This window comes from Siculibacillus lacustris (assembly GCF_004328075.1).
Lineage (GTDB): Bacteria > Pseudomonadota > Alphaproteobacteria > Rhizobiales > Ancalomicrobiaceae > Siculibacillus > Siculibacillus lacustris.
This window is the reverse complement of record NZ_SJFN01000006.1, coordinates 103,475-121,582: the sequence shown is the minus strand read 5'-3', so window position 1 is coordinate 121,582 and position 18,108 is coordinate 103,475. Positions and strand designations below refer to the sequence as shown.

Here is an 18,108-nt window from a genome sequence, read left to right as displayed (position 1 = left end):
ATCGAGCCGGGACCCGATCGCGCCGCCGCCGCGATCCCCGCCGTCCGCCCGAAGCGGTTCGCCGCGGATCGCCCTCTCAGGCGCCGCGGCGGTCGTCCGCCGGCCGATCCGTCCACCGACGACGAAGCGCACGCCGCGCACGCCCCGTCCCGTCGGACCCGACGTTTCGATACGCGAGCCGGCGTCCCCGGTCCAGCGCGAAATCGTGCGATCACCCGCGCCGCCCGTCGCCGCGCCAGCCGCCGGCCCGCGCCACCGACGCGGTGCGCGGTGGCGCGGGGGTCTCCGCCGCGTCGTCGCGCCGCTCGCGCCCTCCCGATTCGACCCGCAGCTCGCGCCCACCCGAGCCGGCGGCGATCCGTGCCACCAGATCGCGCAAGGATTCGATTTCCGCGAGATCGAGCCCGCTCGCCGCCGCTCGCGACGCCTCGCGTCCCCGTCCACCGCCGGCGTCGCCGAGATTGCCGGTCGGCATCACCGCGGCGCGGAAGCCCAGGCGCTCGGCCTCCTTCAGCCGGGTCTCGGCGCGCGGCACCGGCCGGATCGCGCCGGACAGGCCGACCTCGCCGAAATAGACGCTCTCCTTGGGCAAGGGCACGCCCGACAGCGACGACACCAGCGCCGCCGCGACCGCGAGATCCGCCGCCGGCTCGCCGATCCGCAGGCCGCCGGCGACATTGAGATGGACGTCGTGCTGGCCGAGCCGCACCCCGCAATGGGCCTCGAGCACCGCCAGGATCATCGACAGGCGATTGCCGTCCCAGCCGACCACGGCGCGCCGGGCGGTACCGAGCGAGGTCGGCACCACCAGCGCCTGGATCTCGATCAGCAGCGGCCGCGAGCCCTCCATGCCGGCGAACACCGCCATGCCCGGCGAACGCCCGTCGCGCTCGCCGAGGAACAATTCCGACGGATTGGCGACCTCGCCGAGACCGCGGCCGGTCATCTCGAACACGCCGATCTCGTCGGTCGCCCCGAAGCGGTTCTTGACCGAACGCAGCACGCGGAACTGCCGCGCGCCGTCGCCCTCGAAATAGAGCACCGCGTCGACCATGTGCTCGACCACGCGCGGCCCGGCGATCTGGCCGTCCTTGGTGACGTGGCCGACCAGCACCACGGTGGCGCCGCTGGCCTTGGCGAAACGCACCATCGCCTGCGCCGAGGTGCGCACCTGGGTCACCGTGCCCGGCGCCGATTCGGCGAGCTCGGTCCACAGCGTCTGGATCGAATCGATCACCACGAAGGCCGGGATCGGCCCGGCCGCCAGCGTCGCCAGGATGTCCTCGACCGAGGTCTCGGCGGCCAGCGCCACCGGCGCGTCGGCGAGCCCCAAGCGCTCGGCGCGCAGCCGCACCTGCCCGACCGATTCCTCGCCCGAGACATAGACGACGCCGTGCCCGGCCCGCGCCAAGACCGCCGCCGCCTGGATCAACAGCGTCGACTTGCCGATGCCGGGATCGCCGCCGACCAGCAGCACCGAGCCGCGCACGAAGCCGCCGCCGGTCACCCGATCGAGCTCGGCGATGCCGGTGGCGATGCGCGGCGCCTCCTCGGCCTCGCCCGACAGCGCCACCAGGGGCACCACCCGGCCGCGGCGATTCGACACCGACACCGCCGGCGGCGCGCCGCCGACCCCGCCGTCGAGTTCTTCGGTGATGGTGTTCCATTCGCCGCAGGCGTCGCAGCGCCCGGCCCAGCGGCTGGTCACCGATCCGCAGTTCTGGCAGACGAACCGGCTGCTGCGTTTGGCCATGACGGCTCCGACGTCCGAGGGAAGGAGTGTTGCCTCACCCTGGCAGAATGTTCTTGTTTTGTACAGAGGAGATCCGGTCGACCGATCCCGTAGGGTGCATGGAGCGCAGCGACTTGCACCGAGCCGCCTCGACGGTCCGCCCCGGTGTGGTGCAAGTCGCTGCGCTCCATGCACCCTACGGCTCGCCTCACAGCGCCGTGTGCGACGGCGGCGGCACCCAGGCGGCGCGGGCGGCGCGCACGTCTTCGTGATGGGTCACGGCCCAGTCGACCATCGCGCCGATCGGTTCCATCAGCGACCGGCCGAGATCGGTCAGGGTGTAGTCGACCCGCGGCGGAATGCTCGGATGCACCCGTCGCGACACCAGTCCGTCCTGCTCCAGCCGGCGCAGGGTCTGCGCCAACATGCGCTGCGACACGTCCTCGATGACGTGGCGGATCTCGCCGAAGCGCAGGGTGCCGGGCTCCAGGGCCTTGAGCACCAGGACCGTCCAGCGATCGCCGATGTGGCCGAGGACGTCGCGGATCGGACAGTGGTCGGCGTCGCAGGCGGTGGATTTGTGCAGGGTCATGGGCGGTCTCGGTTACCGGAAGGGAACCGAGTATCGTCTCGCTCCCTCCTTGCGGCCTTTTGCCGTTTCGGTATCAAAAGAATACCGACTTCCGAAAGCGAAGTCGATCCCTCTTCGGAACCGGAGTGTCCCATGCCTGCCAAGACCCTCGTCGTCGTCGCCCATCCCGCCCTCGCCACGTCGCGGGTCAACCGCGGCTGGCTCGCCGCCCTGTCGCGCCATCCCGATCGGATCACCGTCCACAGCCTCTACGACGCCTATCCCGACGGCCGCATCGACGTCGCCGCCGAGCGGGCGCTGCTCGACGCCCACGACCGGGTGGTCTTCCAGTTCCCGATGTTCTGGTTCGCCACCCCGGCGCTGCTCAAGCAGTGGTTCGACGACGTGCTCGGCTACGGCTATGCCTTCGGCCCCGGCGGCGACGCCCTGGTCGGCAAGCGCTTCGGCGTCGCGGTGTCGACCGGCGGCAAGGCCGAAGCCTATCGCGCCGGCGACCAGAACGCCTACACCCTGTCGGAATTCCTGCGGCCGATCCAGCAGACCGTCGCCTTCGTGCGCGGCATCTACACCGCGCCCCATGCCCTCCAGGGCGCGCTCTACGGCATCACCGACGACGAGATCGCCGCCGACGCCGAGGCCTATGTCGCCGAACTGCTCGGCGAGACCGCGGCCGCGACGGTCGCGGCCTGACGTCAATGCTCGACCGGGGCGCCGCCACGGCCGCCCCGGTCGAGCGGATGCCCTCTCCGCCCTCTCCGCCCTCTCCGCCCTCTCCGCCGTCGTCCCCGGCGAGCCCGCAGGGCGAGGGAAGGGGACCCAGGCGCCACCCGGGAAACGCCCGAGGTCGACCGATCGGGCCCCTCGATCCCTTCCCTCCGCCGGCTCCGGCCGGGGATGACGGCCGAGGGCCGGGCGGATTCGACGCCGACGGGCCTCTCGCCGCCGCAGGTGTCCCTTGACGGCCGCCGCGAACATGCTACCATGTTCATGGTTTGTTCGAGGTGATCCATGGCGATGGCACTGGTCGAGAAGCGGGCCCGGTTCCGCCGTCTGCACGAGGCGGGCTGCCATCTGCTGCCCAATCCGTGGGATCTCGGCGGTGCCCGGCGACTGGAGGCTCTGGGGTTCGAAGCCCTCGCCACGACCAGTTCCGGGCTCGCCTGGTCGCTCGGCAAGGCGGACGGCGAGGCCACCCTCGACGAGGTACTCGCCCACCTGCGCCACCTCTGTCCGGCGACCGACCTGCCGATCAACGCCGATTTCGAAGACGGCTACGCCGCGAGCCTCGCCGACCTGGCGCGCAACGTCGCGGCGGCGATCGACACCGGTGTCTGCGGGCTGTCGATCGAAGATCAGCGCGGCGGTGTGCTGTCCGAGCGCTCGGCGGCGGTCGATCGGCTCACCGCGGCGCGGGCGGCGATCGACGCGTCGGGCGCCGACGTGATCCTGGTCGGACGCGCCGAAGGGATCCTGCTCGGCGCGGCGGATCTCGCCGACACCGTCGGCCGGCTGGTCGCCTATGCCGAAGCCGGCGCCGATTGTCTCTATGCGCCTTGCGTCGCCGATCTCGGGGCGATCGCCGAGATCGTCGCAGCGGTGGCACCGAAGCCGGTCAACGTCCTGCTGTGGGGCGCGGCGATGCGGGTCGACGCTCTCGCGGCGCTCGGCGTGCGACGGGTCAGCCTCGGCGGCGCCCTGGCGGCCGCGGCCTGGACGGGGTTCGAGACCGCCGCCCGGCGTTTCCGCGACGAGGGCGCGGTGGCGCCGCGCGATCCGAGCTTTCGCTGAGCCCTCGGCGCGAGCGGGCCGAGGGCGAAACGCTCCGGCCGTCGTTCGGGTGTCACGCGAGGCCGTCATGGGGAGGTGGGACGAAGCGAGGACGAGATGATCGAAGCCCGGGTGATCGCGGTGGCGGCGGACGACTCGCACGCCTTTTCCAAGCCGCTGCGCCCGTCGATCCGGCTGCTCGCCGGCCGCGGGGTCGAAGGTGACGCCCATTGCGGCGAGACGGTGCAGCATCGCTCGCGCGTCGCGGTCGACCCGAGCGCCCCCAACCTGCGGCAGATTCATCTGATTCCCGCCGAACTCTTCGACGATCCCCTGGTGCGGCCCTTCGCGCTCGCCCCCGGCGACCTCGGCGAGAACGTCACCACTACCGGCCTCGATCTCCTCGCCCTGCCGCGCGGCACGCGGCTGCGGCTCGGGGCGACGGCGGTGATCGAGGTGACGAGCCTGCGCAACCCCTGCGCCCAGATCGACGCCTTCCGCCCCGGCCTGCACGCCGCGGTACTCGGACGCGCCGCCGACGGCGGTCTGATCCGCAAGGCCGGCGTGATGGCGATCGTCCGGGTCGGCGGCGAGGTCGCCGCGGGCGATGAGATCGTCGTCGAGCCGCCGCCGCAGCCCTGGGCGAAGCTCGAACGGGTGTGACGGAGAGGTACCCGCTCGACGGATGACGAATCGTGTGGCGCCGTGCCACGGTGACGATCGCTGCCAATGGGACTCGAAAGGTCGGGGACGGGGATGGTCTGCGGGGGGTGACGGACCACGGGCGAAGTCGATCCGGAACGGTCGAATTCGCGGCTGCATCTCCGAGCGGAGGCATGGTCATGGACGAGATCGAAACCCTCTCCACACGAGACCGCGTCCTGCGGATCGTCGCGGAGGAAATAGGTCTGCGCGTCGATCAGATCGCCAGTCACCATGATTTGTGCCGAGATCTCTGGCTTGCCGGAGACGACGGATTCGATCTGATCGAGAAACTGAGCAAGGAGTTCGGGTTCACCTACGACGGAAGTCTGCTCTTGGAGGTGTTCGGCTCGGAAAGGCTGGTCGATTACCGAATACATCAAGATGATTTTTCGGGGTGGTTACGAGAAGCCCAAAATATTGACGGTCGAAAACCTGATACAGGCGGCCGATACCGGCGTGTTGGTTGCTTCCGAAGGTCGCGAGTGGCTCGAACTCTGACGGACCGGCGGTCGTCGCCGGGCGGTGTCGTTCGGCGCATCCGAAGATGCGTCGCCCTCTCACCCCCCGACATGGACCCGCTGGTAGCGCCGTCCGAGCCCCGTCAGGACCTCGTAGTCGATGGTCCCCATCCGCGCCGCGACCTCCTGGATGGTCACCGTCGCGCCGATCAGTTCGACCGTGTCGCCGCGCGCGGCACTCGGCACGTCGGTGACGTCAATCGCCATCAGGTCCATCGAGATGCGCCCGATCAGCGGCACCGCGACGCCGTGGAGCACGCCGCGGGCGCCGGCGGCGCCGTCGGCGGAGGAGGCGCTGCGGTGGAAGCCGTCGGCATAGCCGACCGACAGGATGGCGATGCGGCTCGCCCGCCGCGTGGTCTCGCGCCCGCCGTAGCCGACCGTCTCGCCCGCCGGCACGGCGCGCACCTGCAGGATCGTCGCCTCCAGCCGGACCACCGGCCGCATCGGCGAGGGTGCGCCGGAGACGATCGCCCCGCCATAGACCGCGACCCCGGGCCGCACCAGATCGTGGTGGGTCGCCCCATCGAGGAACACCCCGGCGGAATTGGCGAGCGACCCCGGCAGATCGGGCCACAGCGCGCGGGCGGCGCGGAAGCGCTCGATCTGGGCCGCGTTGAGCGGATGCGCCGGTTCGTCCGCGCAAGCGAGATGGCTCATCACCAGCCGGATACCGGCCGCGGTGGTGAGCTCGGGGCGCTGCGCCAGCGCGGCCGCTTCCGCCGTTTCGAGACCGTGGCGGTTCATGCCGGTGTCGACGTGCAGCGCCGCGTCGAGCCCGAGGGCGCGGGGCCCCGCGAAGCTCGCCCAGGCCTCGACTTCCGCCGTCGAGCCGAGCACCGGCGACAGGCGGTGGGCGGCATAGGCTTCGTCGGTGCCGGCGAGCAGGCCGTTGAGCACGAACACCCGCGCGTCGCCGTGGCCGCGGCGCTCGAGGATGGCGCGGGCGGCGATGCCTTCGCCGACATGGGCGACGAAGAAGGTCCGCGCTCCGTCGGCGGCGAGCGCCGTGACCACCGGTTCCAGGCCGACCCCATAGGCATCGGCCTTGACCACCGCCGCCACCTCGACGCCGGGCGCGACTCGTGCGGCGATCGTCCGCCGGTTGGCGACGAGGGCGGAAAGATCGATGATCAGGCGCGTCGGCGCCGGGACGGGCGAGGGCAGAGGGGCGAGGGACTCGGTCATGACGACCCGAGCAAGCGACGCGCGCCCCGGCGCTGTCAAGCCGAGGGCGCCGCGCCGCAGCGATGCGGATCCGGCAAGGCCCGCCCTCAGGGCTGCGCCTGGCCGAAGCCGAGCAGCTGATCGATCCGTCCGAGCACATAGGTGAAGGTCGAGACCTGGGCCGGATAGGCGCCCTTGTTGCCTTCGATGGTGCGCAGGAAGCCGCCCGCGTAGGAATGCACCAGCCCGACGTGGCCGAGATTGCCGTTCGGCGACTGGCGCCACCAGAAGATCACGTCGCCCGGCTCGGGCGGACGGGCATCGCTCGGAGCATAGGTCCAGCCGCGCCGTCGGAAATCGTTCCACAGCGACCGCGCCGAGGGCGATTGGGTGAAGGGCGCGGCCCCGCCGTAGCTCGGATCGAAGCACCAGCTGACGAAGGAGGCGCACCACGGTTCGCCGACGAGCGAGCGGTCGTGGTCCTGATAGGCCTCGACGTCGATCCCGAGTTTGTTGCCGCCGATCTCGCCGGCACCGCGGGCATATTCGCCGAGCGCCCGGGCGAGCGCCGCCCGCCCGCTCTGCGAGCCGCCGGTCGCCGGCAGGGTCAGCGCCGGCCGGGCGACCTGCGCCGCGGTCGGCGCGCCGCTGGTGGCATCCGCCAGCGCCCACAGGGTCAGCGGCCCGGCCTCGCCGTCGGCGACCAACGGGTCGCCGGTCTGGTCGACATGGCTCGCCTGGAAGCGCGCCACCGCCTTGGCCACCTCGGCCCCGAAGATCGGCGTCTCGCTCGCCAGGAAGCCGAGTTTCACCAATTCGGCCGTGAGCTGCCGAACGTCCTCGCCCTTGTCGTCGATCGTCAGGATCATCGTGTCGCCTCCATCCCCAGGGAACGGCTGCGATCATCGGTCGCATCAAAACAAAATGCAACCTTAAAGGGTTGACGCTGAGCACGACCACCGGATGGCGCCGGAGGGACCCCCGCGCCGCCGGAGCGGCACGGGGACGAGGGGAGCGATCAGGCGACCGCCAGGGCGACTTCGATGTTGCCGCGCGTCGCCTTGGAATAGGGGCACACCTGATGGGCCTTGGCGATCAGGTCCTGGAGCACCGCCGTGTCGATGCCCGGCGCCGTCGCGGTCAGCGACACCGCCAGACCGAAGCCGTCGTCCGACTTGCCGATCGACACGCGACCGGTGATCGCCGTCTCCTTGGGCAGGGCGACGCCGCCCTGACCGGCGACCAGCTTCAGCGCCGACAGGAAACAGGCCGAGAAACCGGCCGCGAACAGCTGTTCCGGATTGGTGCCGGCGCCGTTGCCGCCGAGCGCCGGCGGCATCGCCAGGGCGATGTCGAGCAGGCCGTCGTCGGAGCGGGTGCGGCCGTCGCGGCCGCCGGTGGAGGTCGCGGTGGCGGTGTAGAGGATCTGCATGAGGAACTCCCGGGTTCGAGCGTCGATGAGGGAAAGATCGCACACAAAAGAATTGCGCGCAATCTAAATCTTCGCGATTCCGTCGAGGGCCGTTTCCCGTCGTCTCTCGCCCTTCGCTGCGGGTTCCTCTGCCGCCCATTCGGCGAACGCGGCCGTCGCGCGGCACCCGGTCGGCCGTCCTTGACGGCTCAGGCGGTGGTGCGGTCGAGCCCGGCCTTCAGCGCCTTGAGCTCGTCGCGCAAGTCGATCAGCGCCGGCAGATCGAAGCCGCAGGCGCCGAACACCCGGCCGCCGATCGCCGCCGCCGGCTCGGCCAAAGCCCGGCCGCGATCGGTGAGATCGACCCGCACCACCCGCTCGTCCTCGGCTGCCCGCCGCCGCGCCACCAGACCGGCGGCCTCGAGCCGCTTCAGCAAGGGCGTCAGCGTGCCGGAATCGAGGTCGAGCCGCTCGCCGAGCGCCTTCACCGACAGCCCGTCGCCGCGCCACAGCACCAGCAGCACCAGATATTGCGGATAGGTCAGCCCGAGTTCGGCGAGCAGCGGCCGATAGCGCCGGGTCAGCGCCTGCAGGGCGCCATAGACCGCGAAACACAGTTGATCGTCGAGCGGCGCGGGAACGGACATCGGTGGTTTCCTCAGGGGCGATCGAGGTTCGATCGTGCACGATCATATGGGGCGATGCCGGTCGCCCGCAACCGCCGGCGCGGGTGGAGCGCCCTTGCGATCGGCCGAGCGCCTGTTCGTCCCTCGACCGTCGTCCGGCTCCTCGGCCGTCTTCCCTGACCCTCTGCCATCGTCCCGCCCCGGGCCGACATTCGGTCCCTCGGCCGTCATCCCCGGCCGGAGCCGGCATCAGCCGGCGGAGGGGAAGGGGATCCCAGGGCGGGCTGTGAGCCATCGGCGTTTCCCGGGTGTCACCTGGGTCCCCTTTCCTCGCCCTGCGGGCTCGCCGGGGACGACGGCAGGGGAACACGCGACTGACCGGAAGGCGAGGGTTTCGAAGATCCGGCCGCGGCTCTCGTGCCGCCGCTATTCCCGCACCGCGGCTGCCCGCAACCGCCCGCGCGGGCGGGGCCCTTCCGCCCCCCTCGCGCAGCTGCCATGTCGATCGTCGCTGTCTTCGGCGCCCGCTTCGATTAAGGTCGCGCGCCCGAACCGTGCGGCGCCTGCGCGGTCTGCGATGCTTGCCCTCCAGCGACGGCCGCCCCCGCATGGCTTCGAATTCCCCGCCTCCGCCCGTGCCGGCGCCCGCCGTCGCCCCCCCGCCCGGGGCGGCGACGCGGCGCGAGCCGGTGTGGACGCGTCGCGGCACCTGGGCCTATCGCCGCATCGCCGGCGCCCTGTTCCTGTCGGGCTACGCCACCTTCTCGCTACTCTATTGTGTCCAGCCGCTCTTGCCGGTGCTCGCCCGCGAATTCGGGGTCTCGGCGGCCGAGAGCTCGCTGGCGCTGTCCTCGACCACCGTCTGCCTCGCCTTGGCGATCGTCGCGGCCAGCGTCGTCGCCGAACGTTTCGGCCGCAAGAGCCTGATGTTCGCCTCGCTGTGCTCGGTCTCGGTGCTGTGCCTCATCACCGCGACGGTCCACGACTGGCACCTCCTGGTGGCGCTCCGGGCGCTCCAGGGCATCGCGCTCGGCGGCGTCCCGGCGGTGGCCATCGCCTATCTCGCCGAGGAGATCGAGCCGGCCGGCCTCGGCACCGCGATGGGCCTCTATGTCGGCGGCACCGCCTTCGGCGGCATGGCCGGCCGCATCGTCACCGGCTTCGTCACCGAACACGCCGATTGGCGCATGGCCTTGGCGGCGATCGGCTGCCTCGGCCTCGCCGCGGCGGTCGGCTTCGTGGCGCTGCTGCCCGCCTCGCGCAATTTCCAGCGCAAGCGCGACACCGGTTTCGCCTATCACGTGGCGATCTGGCGCCGCCATCTCGGCTCGCCCGGCCTGCGCCTGCTCTTCCTCACCGGCTTCCTGGTGATGGGCACCTTCGTGACCGTCTACAACTACGTCGGCTTCCTCCTGACCGCGCCGCCCTACGGCCTCGGCCAGGGCGCGGTCGGTCTGATCTTCCTGGTCTACACCTTCGGGATGATCGCCTCGCCGTTGGCCGGCAACTTCGCCGACCGCATCGGCCGCGGCCCGGTGTCGATCGTCGGCGTCCTGGTGGCGCTGGTCGGGGTCGCACTGACCTTGATTCCGGCGTCGCTGATCGCGGTGATCGCCGGCACCGCCCTGGTGGCGATCGGCTTCTTCGTCTGCCACGCGGTGGCCAGTTCCTGGATCGGCATCCTCGCCGACGGCGACAAGAGCCACGCCGCGGCGCTCTATCTGTTGCTCTACTATGTCGGCTCGTCGGTCGCCGGTTCGCTCGGTGGGGTGTTCTGGGCCGATGCCGGTTGGCTCGGCGTCGTCGCCTTCGTCGCGGTGCTGCATCTGATCGAACTGGCGATCGCCGTGCGGCTGGCCGCCATGGAGCGCGCCCGCCTCGCCCGCACCGGCCGCGGCACCCCCGACGACGACATCCCCGCCGGGGCGTGAGGGAGAGGGCGTCAATCTGCGAATGGGGCAGAGGATAGGAAGTCGTCCACTCCCGGATGCGCTGCCTTGAATTCTCGAAATTGCAAAACTGATCGGATCGCGTATGACCAATCGTCTTCGTTGATGCTCGCCAGCCCGGGGCAGGTTTTCGGGTCCCGGCGCAGCGCACGCAGACGTTCGAGAATCGTATCGAACCCGGCTGCGATGAGCGTGTCGACGTGACTAGTCAGGATTCCATTCGCTACGTATCGCCGATCCTCATGGAAGTCTCCATTCGCGTCGCAGGCGATCTTCTCCAATGCCTCCATAAGGTGCGCGACATAGAAGGCTGCGGTCGGAAACGTTTGTGCTGATGTCCGTTCAGCCTCTTTCCAGAAGGCGGCATTGGCCTCGTCCTCGGTCGCCCGGTCACCCATGAGCCAGTCGAAGCGTGCGCCTATCTCTGCCCTCAAAGAGTACGCGCGGACATGTTCGGTTGCAGCTTTACGCCAAGCCTCGATCTGCTTGTCCGTCAGTTCCTCGTTACTCAAGTGAAATCCGTTGGGCATGGCCTCAAAAATTTCCGATGGAAAACCTGCTGGATCGCTATTTGGTTCGATACGTCTTGTGAAGAAGCGATCTGTATTTATCGCTATAATGCGAGCAGGAGATGAAGAAAGTCCGCTGTGATTTCGGAAGATTCGAGCATAGCTTAAGTCAGCGTTGGATAATTGTGATCCTTCTAGGATGGAACCACATATCGATGCATATTTAAGGTCCGTTGCCTGGAGGTTTGCTTCTCGGAGGTTGGTGCCCTGCATCTGTGCCCAACTGAGTTTCGCACCTTGCATCTCAGCCGAAGAGAGGTCGGCGCCCTGCATCTGCACCGCCGAGAGGTTCGCGCCCTGCATCTGCACCGCTGAGAGGTTCGCGCCCTGCATGTTTGCCAAGGAGAGATCTGCACCTCGCAAATTTGCCGAAGAAAGTTCGGCACCTTGCAGCTGCGCCGTCGCGAGTACCGCTTCCTGCATTTCGGCCGAGAAGAGATTGGCGCCCTGCATCTCCGCTGCCAGGAGGGTTGAACCTCGGATCTGTGCCATCGAGAGGTTCGCGCCCTGCAGCGACGCCTTCATCAGATTCGCCCGCCTCAGAATGGTGCGCCCGCCGCTGAAATCGGCGCCCCGGATATCAGCCGCACTGAAATCGGCCATGGTGAAATCCCTTCCGCGAAAGTCGCGCGTGCGGACATAGCGCTCGGCCTCGGCGAACGACTTTCGTTCCCTGTCCGCTTTGTCGATGAGATCTGCACCAACGATCGTTTCACCCGAGACGTCTAGGCGATCGGATATGAGTCCGGTCCATACCAACGGGCGCAGGCCGAATCGTGTGAAATTGTACGAAAATTGATATCGAGGGGCGATGCCGTCGCGACTCCAGTTCGGCACCAAACTTTCGAGCCCCAAGTTCGCCAGAATCTCCCCATCGAGTCCGTCGGTCGGATCGAGATAGGGCTCTCCGGCCCAGCGTCCTTCCCCGAGCGTGAGCCAGATGACCAACAAGGGCCCGAGGCTTCTGGCGACCAGCCCGACCAGGTGTCGTCGCCACCATCCCACGCCACGTCTGCGCCATAGGGTGATCGGTCCGGGCGGCGGCAGCGCGCCCCAGCGCACTCTGTAGGCGCGCCACATCACCAGCACTAAGACGAGGTCGAGCCCGACCAGTGCGCGGTGCAGCCAAGTGATGGCGAAATGGTGATAGGGCAGGAACTGCGTCTGGAGGGCGATCAAGGTCAATACCGGCGCAACAGCGATGGTGATCAGCGCCATCGCTGCCAAAAGCCGACCTTTGACGCCGTTGCGTTCCGGCGCGGCTCCCACCAACAACTGCAGAAACAATGCGTTCTCGATCCTCGCCCGAAAAGTCTCGCGTTCGCTCTCGATCGGAATTGCCCGTCGCAATGCGTCTTCGAACACCTTGGCCGAGCCCGCCAGCAGCGTCAGCATCAAGAGCACGTAGAAATGGATGACGACGTAGAACAGCGGCGCGATGACATAGAACGGCAGCAACGGCACCGTCATGCTTAGAATCGGCAGGACCTGCGCCTCGTTCAGGAGCAGGTTCATGTGCGTCGTCGTCAGCGCCGTGATGATGACGTAGAGCGTGAGGCCGATGAAGCTGAACCACAGCGTCTGCAAGCGCTCGGCCGAGCGATTGACCGAGCCGAGCAGGCCCTCGAGATCTTCGGTGTCCGCCGCCATCGCCACCCCCGCCGGTGCGCCGTCCCCGCACTCGCCCTCAGCGTGCATCACTTCAGCGGCGGCGGCAAGGTCGCAAAGACACCCGAAGTGCAACGTCGAGCGCCCAGCCCGGCGAGCGCTGGGACCGAGTTGCGGCCCCGCCCCCCTCAGTCGCGGCGCTCGGGCAGGTGGTCTTCGCGGATCAGGTCGGAGAAGCGGGTGTATTCGCCGGCGAAGTGCAGCTCGGCGGTGCCGGTCGGTCCGTGGCGCTGCTTGCCGACGATCACTTCGGCGATGCCGCGCATGCGGTCCATCTTCTCCTGCCACTTGACCCAGGCGTCGCCGACCTTCTCCTGCGGCTCCTGGTTCTTGAGGTAATATTCCTCGCGATAAACGAACATCACCACGTCGGCGTCCTGCTCGATCGAGCCGGATTCGCGCAAGTCCGAGAGCTGCGGTCGCTTGTCCTCGCGGTTTTCGACCTGACGCGACAACTGCGACAGCGCCATGATCGGCACGTTCAGCTCCTTGGCCAGCGCCTTCAGCCCGGTGGTGATCTCGGTCACCTCCTGGACGCGGTTGTCGCTCTTCTTCGACGAGCCGGTGAGCAGTTGCAGGTAATCGACGATCAACACGTCGAGCCCCTTCTGCCGCTTCAGCCGTCGCGCCCGCGCCGCCAGTTGCGAGATCGAGATGCCGCCGGTCTGGTCGACGTAGAGCGGAATCCGCTGCATCTCCTGGGCGCAGCCGACCAGCTTCTCGAAATCCTCTTCGTTGAGCTCGCCGCGGCGGATCTTGTTCGAGGGTATCTCGGTCTGTTCGGAGATGATGCGGGTGGCGAGCTGTTCGGAGCTCATTTCCAGCGAGAAGAAGCCGACGATGCCGCCGTCGACGGTCTTCAATTGGCCGTCGGCCTGTTCCTCGGCGCGGTAGGCGGCGGCGATGTTGAAGGCGATGTTGGTGGCGAGCGACGTCTTGCCCATCGCCGGGCGCCCCGCGAGGATCACCAGATCGGAGCGCTGCAGGCCGCCGAGCCGGAAGTCGAGCGAATTGATGCCGGTCGAGATGCCCGACAGGCGGCCGCCGCGCTGATAGGCCGACTCGGCCATCTCGATCGAGCCCTTGAGGGCGTCGGCGAAGGTCACGAAGCCGCCGTCGTAGCGGCCCTTCTCGGCCAGTTCGAACAGCCGCCGCTCGGCGTCTTCGATCTGGGCGCGCGGCGGCATGTCGACCGGCGCGTCGAAGGCGATGTTGACCATGTCCTCGCCGATGCGGATCAGGTTGCGGCGCACCGCCAGTTCCTGCACCACCCGGCCGTAGTCTTCGGCGTTGATGATCGTCGTGGCGTCGGCGGCCATGCGCAGCAGGTACTGCGCGACGCTCATGTCGGCGATCTCGGCCTCGGCCGGGAAGAAGGTCTTCAGGGTGATCGGCGAGATCGCCTTGCCCTGGCGCATCAACTGGCCGATCAGGTCGTAGATCTGGCGATGCGGCTCGAGGAAGAAATGCCCGGCCTCGAGGAAGTCGGAGACGCGGTAATAGGTCTCGCTGTTGACCAGGATCGCGCCCAGCAACTGGCGTTCGGCCTCGGCGTTGTGCGGGGCCGTGCGGGCGAGCGCGGGGAGGGTGTCCTCGACGCGGCGGATCGGAGCTTTCATGGGCGGGCGTTCCATCGGTTGGGCGACTCATATCGACCGCTCGTCGGAACAGGAAGGAGCACCCGGTTTTTACCGCGTCGTCCACAGGTTTTTCACAAGGAGGGCGCTGCGGGCTTGACCGTTGCGAGACTCGCACGGGTTGCGGAAAATGCTCGAGCGGCCTTCGGCGCATTCGCCTTCCAGTTGATTTCTCACGTCGCCTCGGCCAGCCTTCCGAGAGAGCGGCATCATGGAGATCGGGTCGATTCCGAACTTTACGAAGATCGAGACCGACGACGACTTGCGGCGTTGGCTGGAGGGGCAGCCACGAGAAGTGGCGGCGGTAATAGCGGTGCGTGCCGCGTTGAGAGCGTTGCCGCTGCTTGCCGGGCTGAGACCGATAGATCGGAGAGGAAGGTCATTCGGAAGCATATTACTACCGTTACTACGCGGAGTGGCTTTGGCTAGGGCAGAGGTTTGCTATCCGCTGCTTGCCACGGGAAAATTCCGACCCTCGATCGTGTACGCGTCGTTCTTGGCGACGGCCGGCGCCTACGACGCGACCGCGAAATCCGTTGGCTTGGCCGGATCCGCTGCATCCCACGCCGCAGAATCTTCAGGTGAACCAGCTGCCATTGCCGCCGCTGCGTCCGCGGACGCAGTGGCCGCATTCGCTGCACGCGCGCGTGAATCCGCCTCGGAAACCCTAGCCTTCGCACTCGGCGCAGCACACGCCTTCTCGGCTACCGCCGCCGATGTTGCAGAATTCGATTCGGGGAATTTGCCGGAGTTCGTAGCTGATCGTCCACTTTGGCCGATAGCAGCTCCGGCTTTTGTCTCAGCGTTGGCCAATGAATGGTCCGAACTGACGAAGCGCCTCATCGCTGTGGACGAAGATTGGGGCGTCTGGACGTCGTGGTACGAGGACCGCCTCGCCGGCCGTCCCGCGGACGAAGAGAAGGACTTCGCCCGCCTAACCTTGCCCGAAGATATGTGGGAGCGCGGCCCGTACGTCGCCAACGCCGAGATCAAACGCCGCTTCGCCGCGATCGATGCGCAAAGGGAGCGGCACGCCGCTATCCCGCTCGTCGAGCCTGAAATGCCCTCTGAGCCCGTACAGACCGAGGGCCCGACCTTCGATCTGAGCACCGAGCGGGGCCTCACGGCCGCCCACTTGCGCGACCCGCAGGGGATCGACGATCCGGACGCCCGAGCCGCACTTCATCGACAGATCCGCGGCCTGCTCCCGCGCCTCGGCGAACTCTGCGAGCGATCGGCCAACCGCCACCCGGATCTCGCCGTCGTCGTCGCCGAATATGCCGGCCTCGTCGATCGGCCGATCGACGATCTCGACGTCGCCGAAGTCTGGGGCGTCGGCGCCGGTCTCCACGCCTTCGTCGAAGCCTTCGAGTCCCAAAACGTCGACCGAACCCTGAGCGAGCCTCTGGAACCCGCGCATCTCGCGCTGCTCAAACGGGCCGCCCGCGTCCACGGTGCCCTCATCCTCGGATTTCCGTTGGCGCGCAAGCTGATGGACGATGCCGAGCGGTTCAAGCTCGCGTCCGACACGATCGCCGCCATCGACGGACCGACCGCCGAAATCCTGCGGCGCTTCGGCGAACAACACGGTTGGGTCGACGAAGAGGCGCGTCGCTTCATCGCGGCGATCGGCGCCGGCTACCACGAAGCCGGTTGGACCATGGCGGCGACCGGGCACGCCGGCTATGTCGTCGTCCGCAACGCCCTGGTCGTGGTGACTCGCCATCTCGTTCGGGCGAACTCGGTGTTTGCGACCGTCGCGGGCGGATTGGTATTGAACGAGGTCGATCCGGGCCTTCAGGTGACGACCCACGCCATGCGCTTCGTCGTCGAGCACGCCACCACAATTCTCGCCTTCGCCGCACCCTTCCCGGAATTGCGCGACTGGTTCGGTTGGGTCATCGACCATCTCGACGACCAGTCGAAGCGAACCTGACGTCGATTGCGGTCGAAAACGTCCAATGCCCCCTCTCACGCAAAAGAGCCGAGCGTCGCCGCCCGGCTCTCCCGTCTCCGCGTCGCGTGCCCCCTCGGGGCCCGCCGTCGCTCACTCTTCGTCGCGGTAGCCGGCGTCGTCGGTGATCGGGGCGACTTCGCGCACGAACATCTCTTCGGTGTCGCGGTCGAGCACGGCTTCGCCGCGGCCCTGACGCTCGGCCTCGTCGGCGGACCGGGCGACGTTGATCGTCACCGTCGCCGCGACTTCCGGATGCAGCTGGATGGTCACCTTGTGCAGGCCGATCGTCTTGATCGGCGCGTTCAGCGCCACCTGGTTGCGTTCGGCCGAGAAGCCGCCGGCGGTCAGCATCTCGGCGATGTCGCGGGTCGACACCGAGCCGTAGAGGCTGCCCATCTCGCCGGCCTGCCGGACCGCCACGAACACCTGACCGTCGAGGGTCTCGGCGACCGTCGCCGCTTCGCCCTTGAGCTCGAGGTTGCGGGTCTCGAGCTGGACGCGGGTCTTCTCGAAGACCTCGCGGTTGGCCTTGGTGGCGCGCAGCGCCTTGCCGCGGGCGAGCAGGAAGTTGCGGGCGAACCCGTCCTTGACCTTGACGACGTCGCCCATCTGGCCGAGCCGGCCGATGCGTTCGAGCAGGATGACTTCCATGGGATCGATTCCTTTTGGCTTGAATTGAAGAGAGCAGTCCGAAGTCCGTCGCCGCCCGAGGGCGGAAGTCGAAGGTCAGGGCGCCGCCGGCGGCGGCGGGCGCCGCTTGCGGAAGGCGAAATGGGCGTCGAGCAGGCCGACCAGGGCGATCGCCGCGGCGGGAATCGAGAACAGCAGGACCAGCCCGTAGGCCGTGGCGAGCAGCAGGATGCGCATGTCGGCGCCGCGCGTGACGACGTGCAGCACCCCCATGCCGACCAGGAAGTGGACGGCGAACAGCGCCCCGGCGATCACCGAGGCGACGAGGCCGATCGGGCCGTCGAGGAAGGCCAGCGCCAGGCTCGCCGCGAAGGCGACCCCGGCCCAGGCCGGAACCGCGACCTGCGCCAGATCCTCCGCCGGCCGCGCCAGCCGACCCGAACGCGCCACCACCTTGGCGGCGAGCCACAGGTCGAGCACCGTCACCATCAGCCAGCTCGCCGGGAAGAACACCGGCATCAGCCGCACCGTGGCATGGACCAGCGGTTCGATCTGGCTCACGTCCTCGGCCGAGGAGGTCGCCGATCCGGCGACCATGCCGCGCGCCGCCGCCGCGACCTCGCGCGAGGTCTCGATCGGATCGAAGCCGATCGCCAGCCCGCCGACCACCGTGCCGCCGATGATCACAAACGCCAGCACCATCAGCACGCGGCCGGTCGGATACCATTCGACCGGCGTGGCGACCGGCGCCGCCGGATCGGCCGGCCGGGCGAGGCCGAGCAGATGGCAGGCGAGCGGCATCGGCAGAGCCACCGCCAACACCAGGGCGATCGCCGCCGGTAGGCCGAGGGCGAAGGCCACGAGGAGCGTGGCGGTCACCGCCGCGAGCACGCCGAGGCGGGTACCCCAGCCGAAGGCGACGATGCCGAGCGGCAGCGCGGACAGGACGAAGAGGGGGAGCGCGAACATGCTGCCGCCGACCAGCGACGCGAACAACAGCGCCGAGGCGAGCCCGGCACCGATCGCGATCGCGAGGGAAGGAAGCGAGATCCTGCTCGTCATGTCGTCCAGCTGTCCCGTCTCTGTCGAGGACGGTTAGAGGTGTTGCCGCCCCAACCCGATCGTTCCAGCGCCGGTTGCATCAGGGCCGGCCGCGTCGCCCGAAGTCGGCGGGCAGCCC

The 18,108-nt window shown here is 68.6% G+C and carries 15 protein-coding genes; 5 read left to right on the top strand and 10 right to left on the bottom strand.

The features are described 5' to 3' along the window. Positions 1-211: 211 nt before the first annotated feature. Together radA and EYW49_RS05945 are read right to left on the bottom strand one after the other, a co-directional pair. A complete protein-coding gene (gene radA, locus EYW49_RS05950) occupies positions 212-1,753 on the bottom strand; it encodes a DNA repair protein RadA (protein WP_131307196.1) in 1,542 nt (513 codons plus the stop codon). Positions 1,754-1,940: 187 nt separating this feature from the next. Then, the gene (locus tag EYW49_RS05945; protein WP_131307194.1) at positions 1,941-2,324 is read right to left on the bottom strand and encodes a winged helix-turn-helix transcriptional regulator; all 384 of its coding nucleotides are present in this window, start codon (positions 2,322-2,324) and stop codon (positions 1,941-1,943) included. Positions 2,325-2,456: 132 nt separating this feature from the next. Between EYW49_RS05945 and EYW49_RS05940 the strand changes: the two genes are divergently transcribed. The 3 genes from EYW49_RS05940 to EYW49_RS05930 all read left to right on the top strand — a co-directional run bounded on the left by EYW49_RS05940 (position 2,457) and on the right by EYW49_RS05930 (position 4,754). After that, entirely contained in the window at positions 2,457-3,014 is a 558-nt protein-coding gene (locus EYW49_RS05940; RefSeq protein ID WP_131307192.1) for an NAD(P)H-dependent oxidoreductase, read from the top strand. Positions 3,015-3,332: 318 nt separating this feature from the next. After that, positions 3,333-4,112 carry an isocitrate lyase/PEP mutase family protein gene (locus tag EYW49_RS05935; RefSeq protein WP_131307190.1) on the top strand — a complete coding sequence of 260 codons (780 nt, stop codon included), beginning with the start codon at positions 3,333-3,335 and terminating at the stop codon, positions 4,110-4,112. A gap of 96 nt (positions 4,113-4,208) precedes the next feature. Continuing rightward, positions 4,209-4,754 (top strand): MOSC domain-containing protein, encoded by a 546-nt coding sequence (locus EYW49_RS05930; RefSeq protein WP_131307188.1) that lies wholly within the window; start codon positions 4,209-4,211, stop codon positions 4,752-4,754. Between the two features lie 599 nt (positions 4,755-5,353). Here EYW49_RS05930 and alr read toward each other — a convergent pair. From alr to EYW49_RS05910, 4 genes are all read right to left on the bottom strand, one after another. Beyond that, positions 5,354-6,502 (bottom strand): alanine racemase, encoded by a 1,149-nt coding sequence (gene alr / locus EYW49_RS05925; protein WP_131307186.1) that lies wholly within the window; start codon positions 6,500-6,502, stop codon positions 5,354-5,356. A gap of 86 nt (positions 6,503-6,588) precedes the next feature. Then, entirely contained in the window at positions 6,589-7,350 is a 762-nt protein-coding gene (locus tag EYW49_RS05920; RefSeq protein ID WP_131307184.1) for a CHAP domain-containing protein, read from the bottom strand. Positions 7,351-7,499: 149 nt separating this feature from the next. Continuing rightward, positions 7,500-7,913 (bottom strand): organic hydroperoxide resistance protein, encoded by a 414-nt coding sequence (locus EYW49_RS05915; RefSeq protein WP_131307182.1) that lies wholly within the window; start codon positions 7,911-7,913, stop codon positions 7,500-7,502. A 188-nt stretch (positions 7,914-8,101) separates the two neighbouring features. Beyond that, a complete protein-coding gene (locus tag EYW49_RS05910) occupies positions 8,102-8,539 on the bottom strand; it encodes a MarR family winged helix-turn-helix transcriptional regulator (RefSeq protein WP_131307180.1) in 438 nt (145 codons plus the stop codon). Positions 8,540-9,126: 587 nt separating this feature from the next. Between EYW49_RS05910 and EYW49_RS05900 the strand changes: the two genes are divergently transcribed. Continuing rightward, positions 9,127-10,449 carry an MFS transporter gene (locus tag EYW49_RS05900; protein ID WP_165498145.1) on the top strand — a complete coding sequence of 441 codons (1,323 nt, stop codon included), beginning with the start codon at positions 9,127-9,129 and terminating at the stop codon, positions 10,447-10,449. An 11-nt stretch (positions 10,450-10,460) separates the two neighbouring features. On the opposite strand, the gene EYW49_RS05895 is transcribed toward EYW49_RS05900, so the two are convergent. Together EYW49_RS05895 and EYW49_RS05890 are read right to left on the bottom strand one after the other, a co-directional pair. After that, the gene (locus EYW49_RS05895) at positions 10,461-12,686 is read right to left on the bottom strand and encodes a pentapeptide repeat-containing protein (protein ID WP_165498144.1); all 2,226 of its coding nucleotides are present in this window, start codon (positions 12,684-12,686) and stop codon (positions 10,461-10,463) included. 146 nt (positions 12,687-12,832) lie between these two features. Beyond that, positions 12,833-14,323, bottom strand: coding sequence for a replicative DNA helicase (locus EYW49_RS05890; protein ID WP_131307175.1), 1,491 nt, complete (start codon positions 14,321-14,323; stop codon positions 12,833-12,835). Positions 14,324-14,822: 499 nt separating this feature from the next. Here EYW49_RS05890 and EYW49_RS05885 point away from each other — a divergent pair, with 499 nt between their 5' ends. Next, on the top strand, positions 14,823-16,277 hold the full coding sequence (locus tag EYW49_RS05885; protein WP_131307173.1) for a hypothetical protein: 1,455 nt from the start codon (positions 14,823-14,825) through the stop codon (positions 16,275-16,277). 111 nt (positions 16,278-16,388) lie between these two features. Here the strand turns inward: EYW49_RS05885 and rplI are convergent, their stop codons facing one another. Beyond that, complete coding sequence (gene rplI / locus EYW49_RS05880) at positions 16,389-16,949, bottom strand: 50S ribosomal protein L9 (protein WP_131307171.1); 561 nt, start codon at positions 16,947-16,949, stop codon at positions 16,389-16,391. A 75-nt stretch (positions 16,950-17,024) separates the two neighbouring features. Next, entirely contained in the window at positions 17,025-17,990 is a 966-nt protein-coding gene (locus EYW49_RS05875; RefSeq protein ID WP_131307169.1) for a hypothetical protein, read from the bottom strand. Positions 17,991-18,108: the final 118 nt, after the last annotated feature.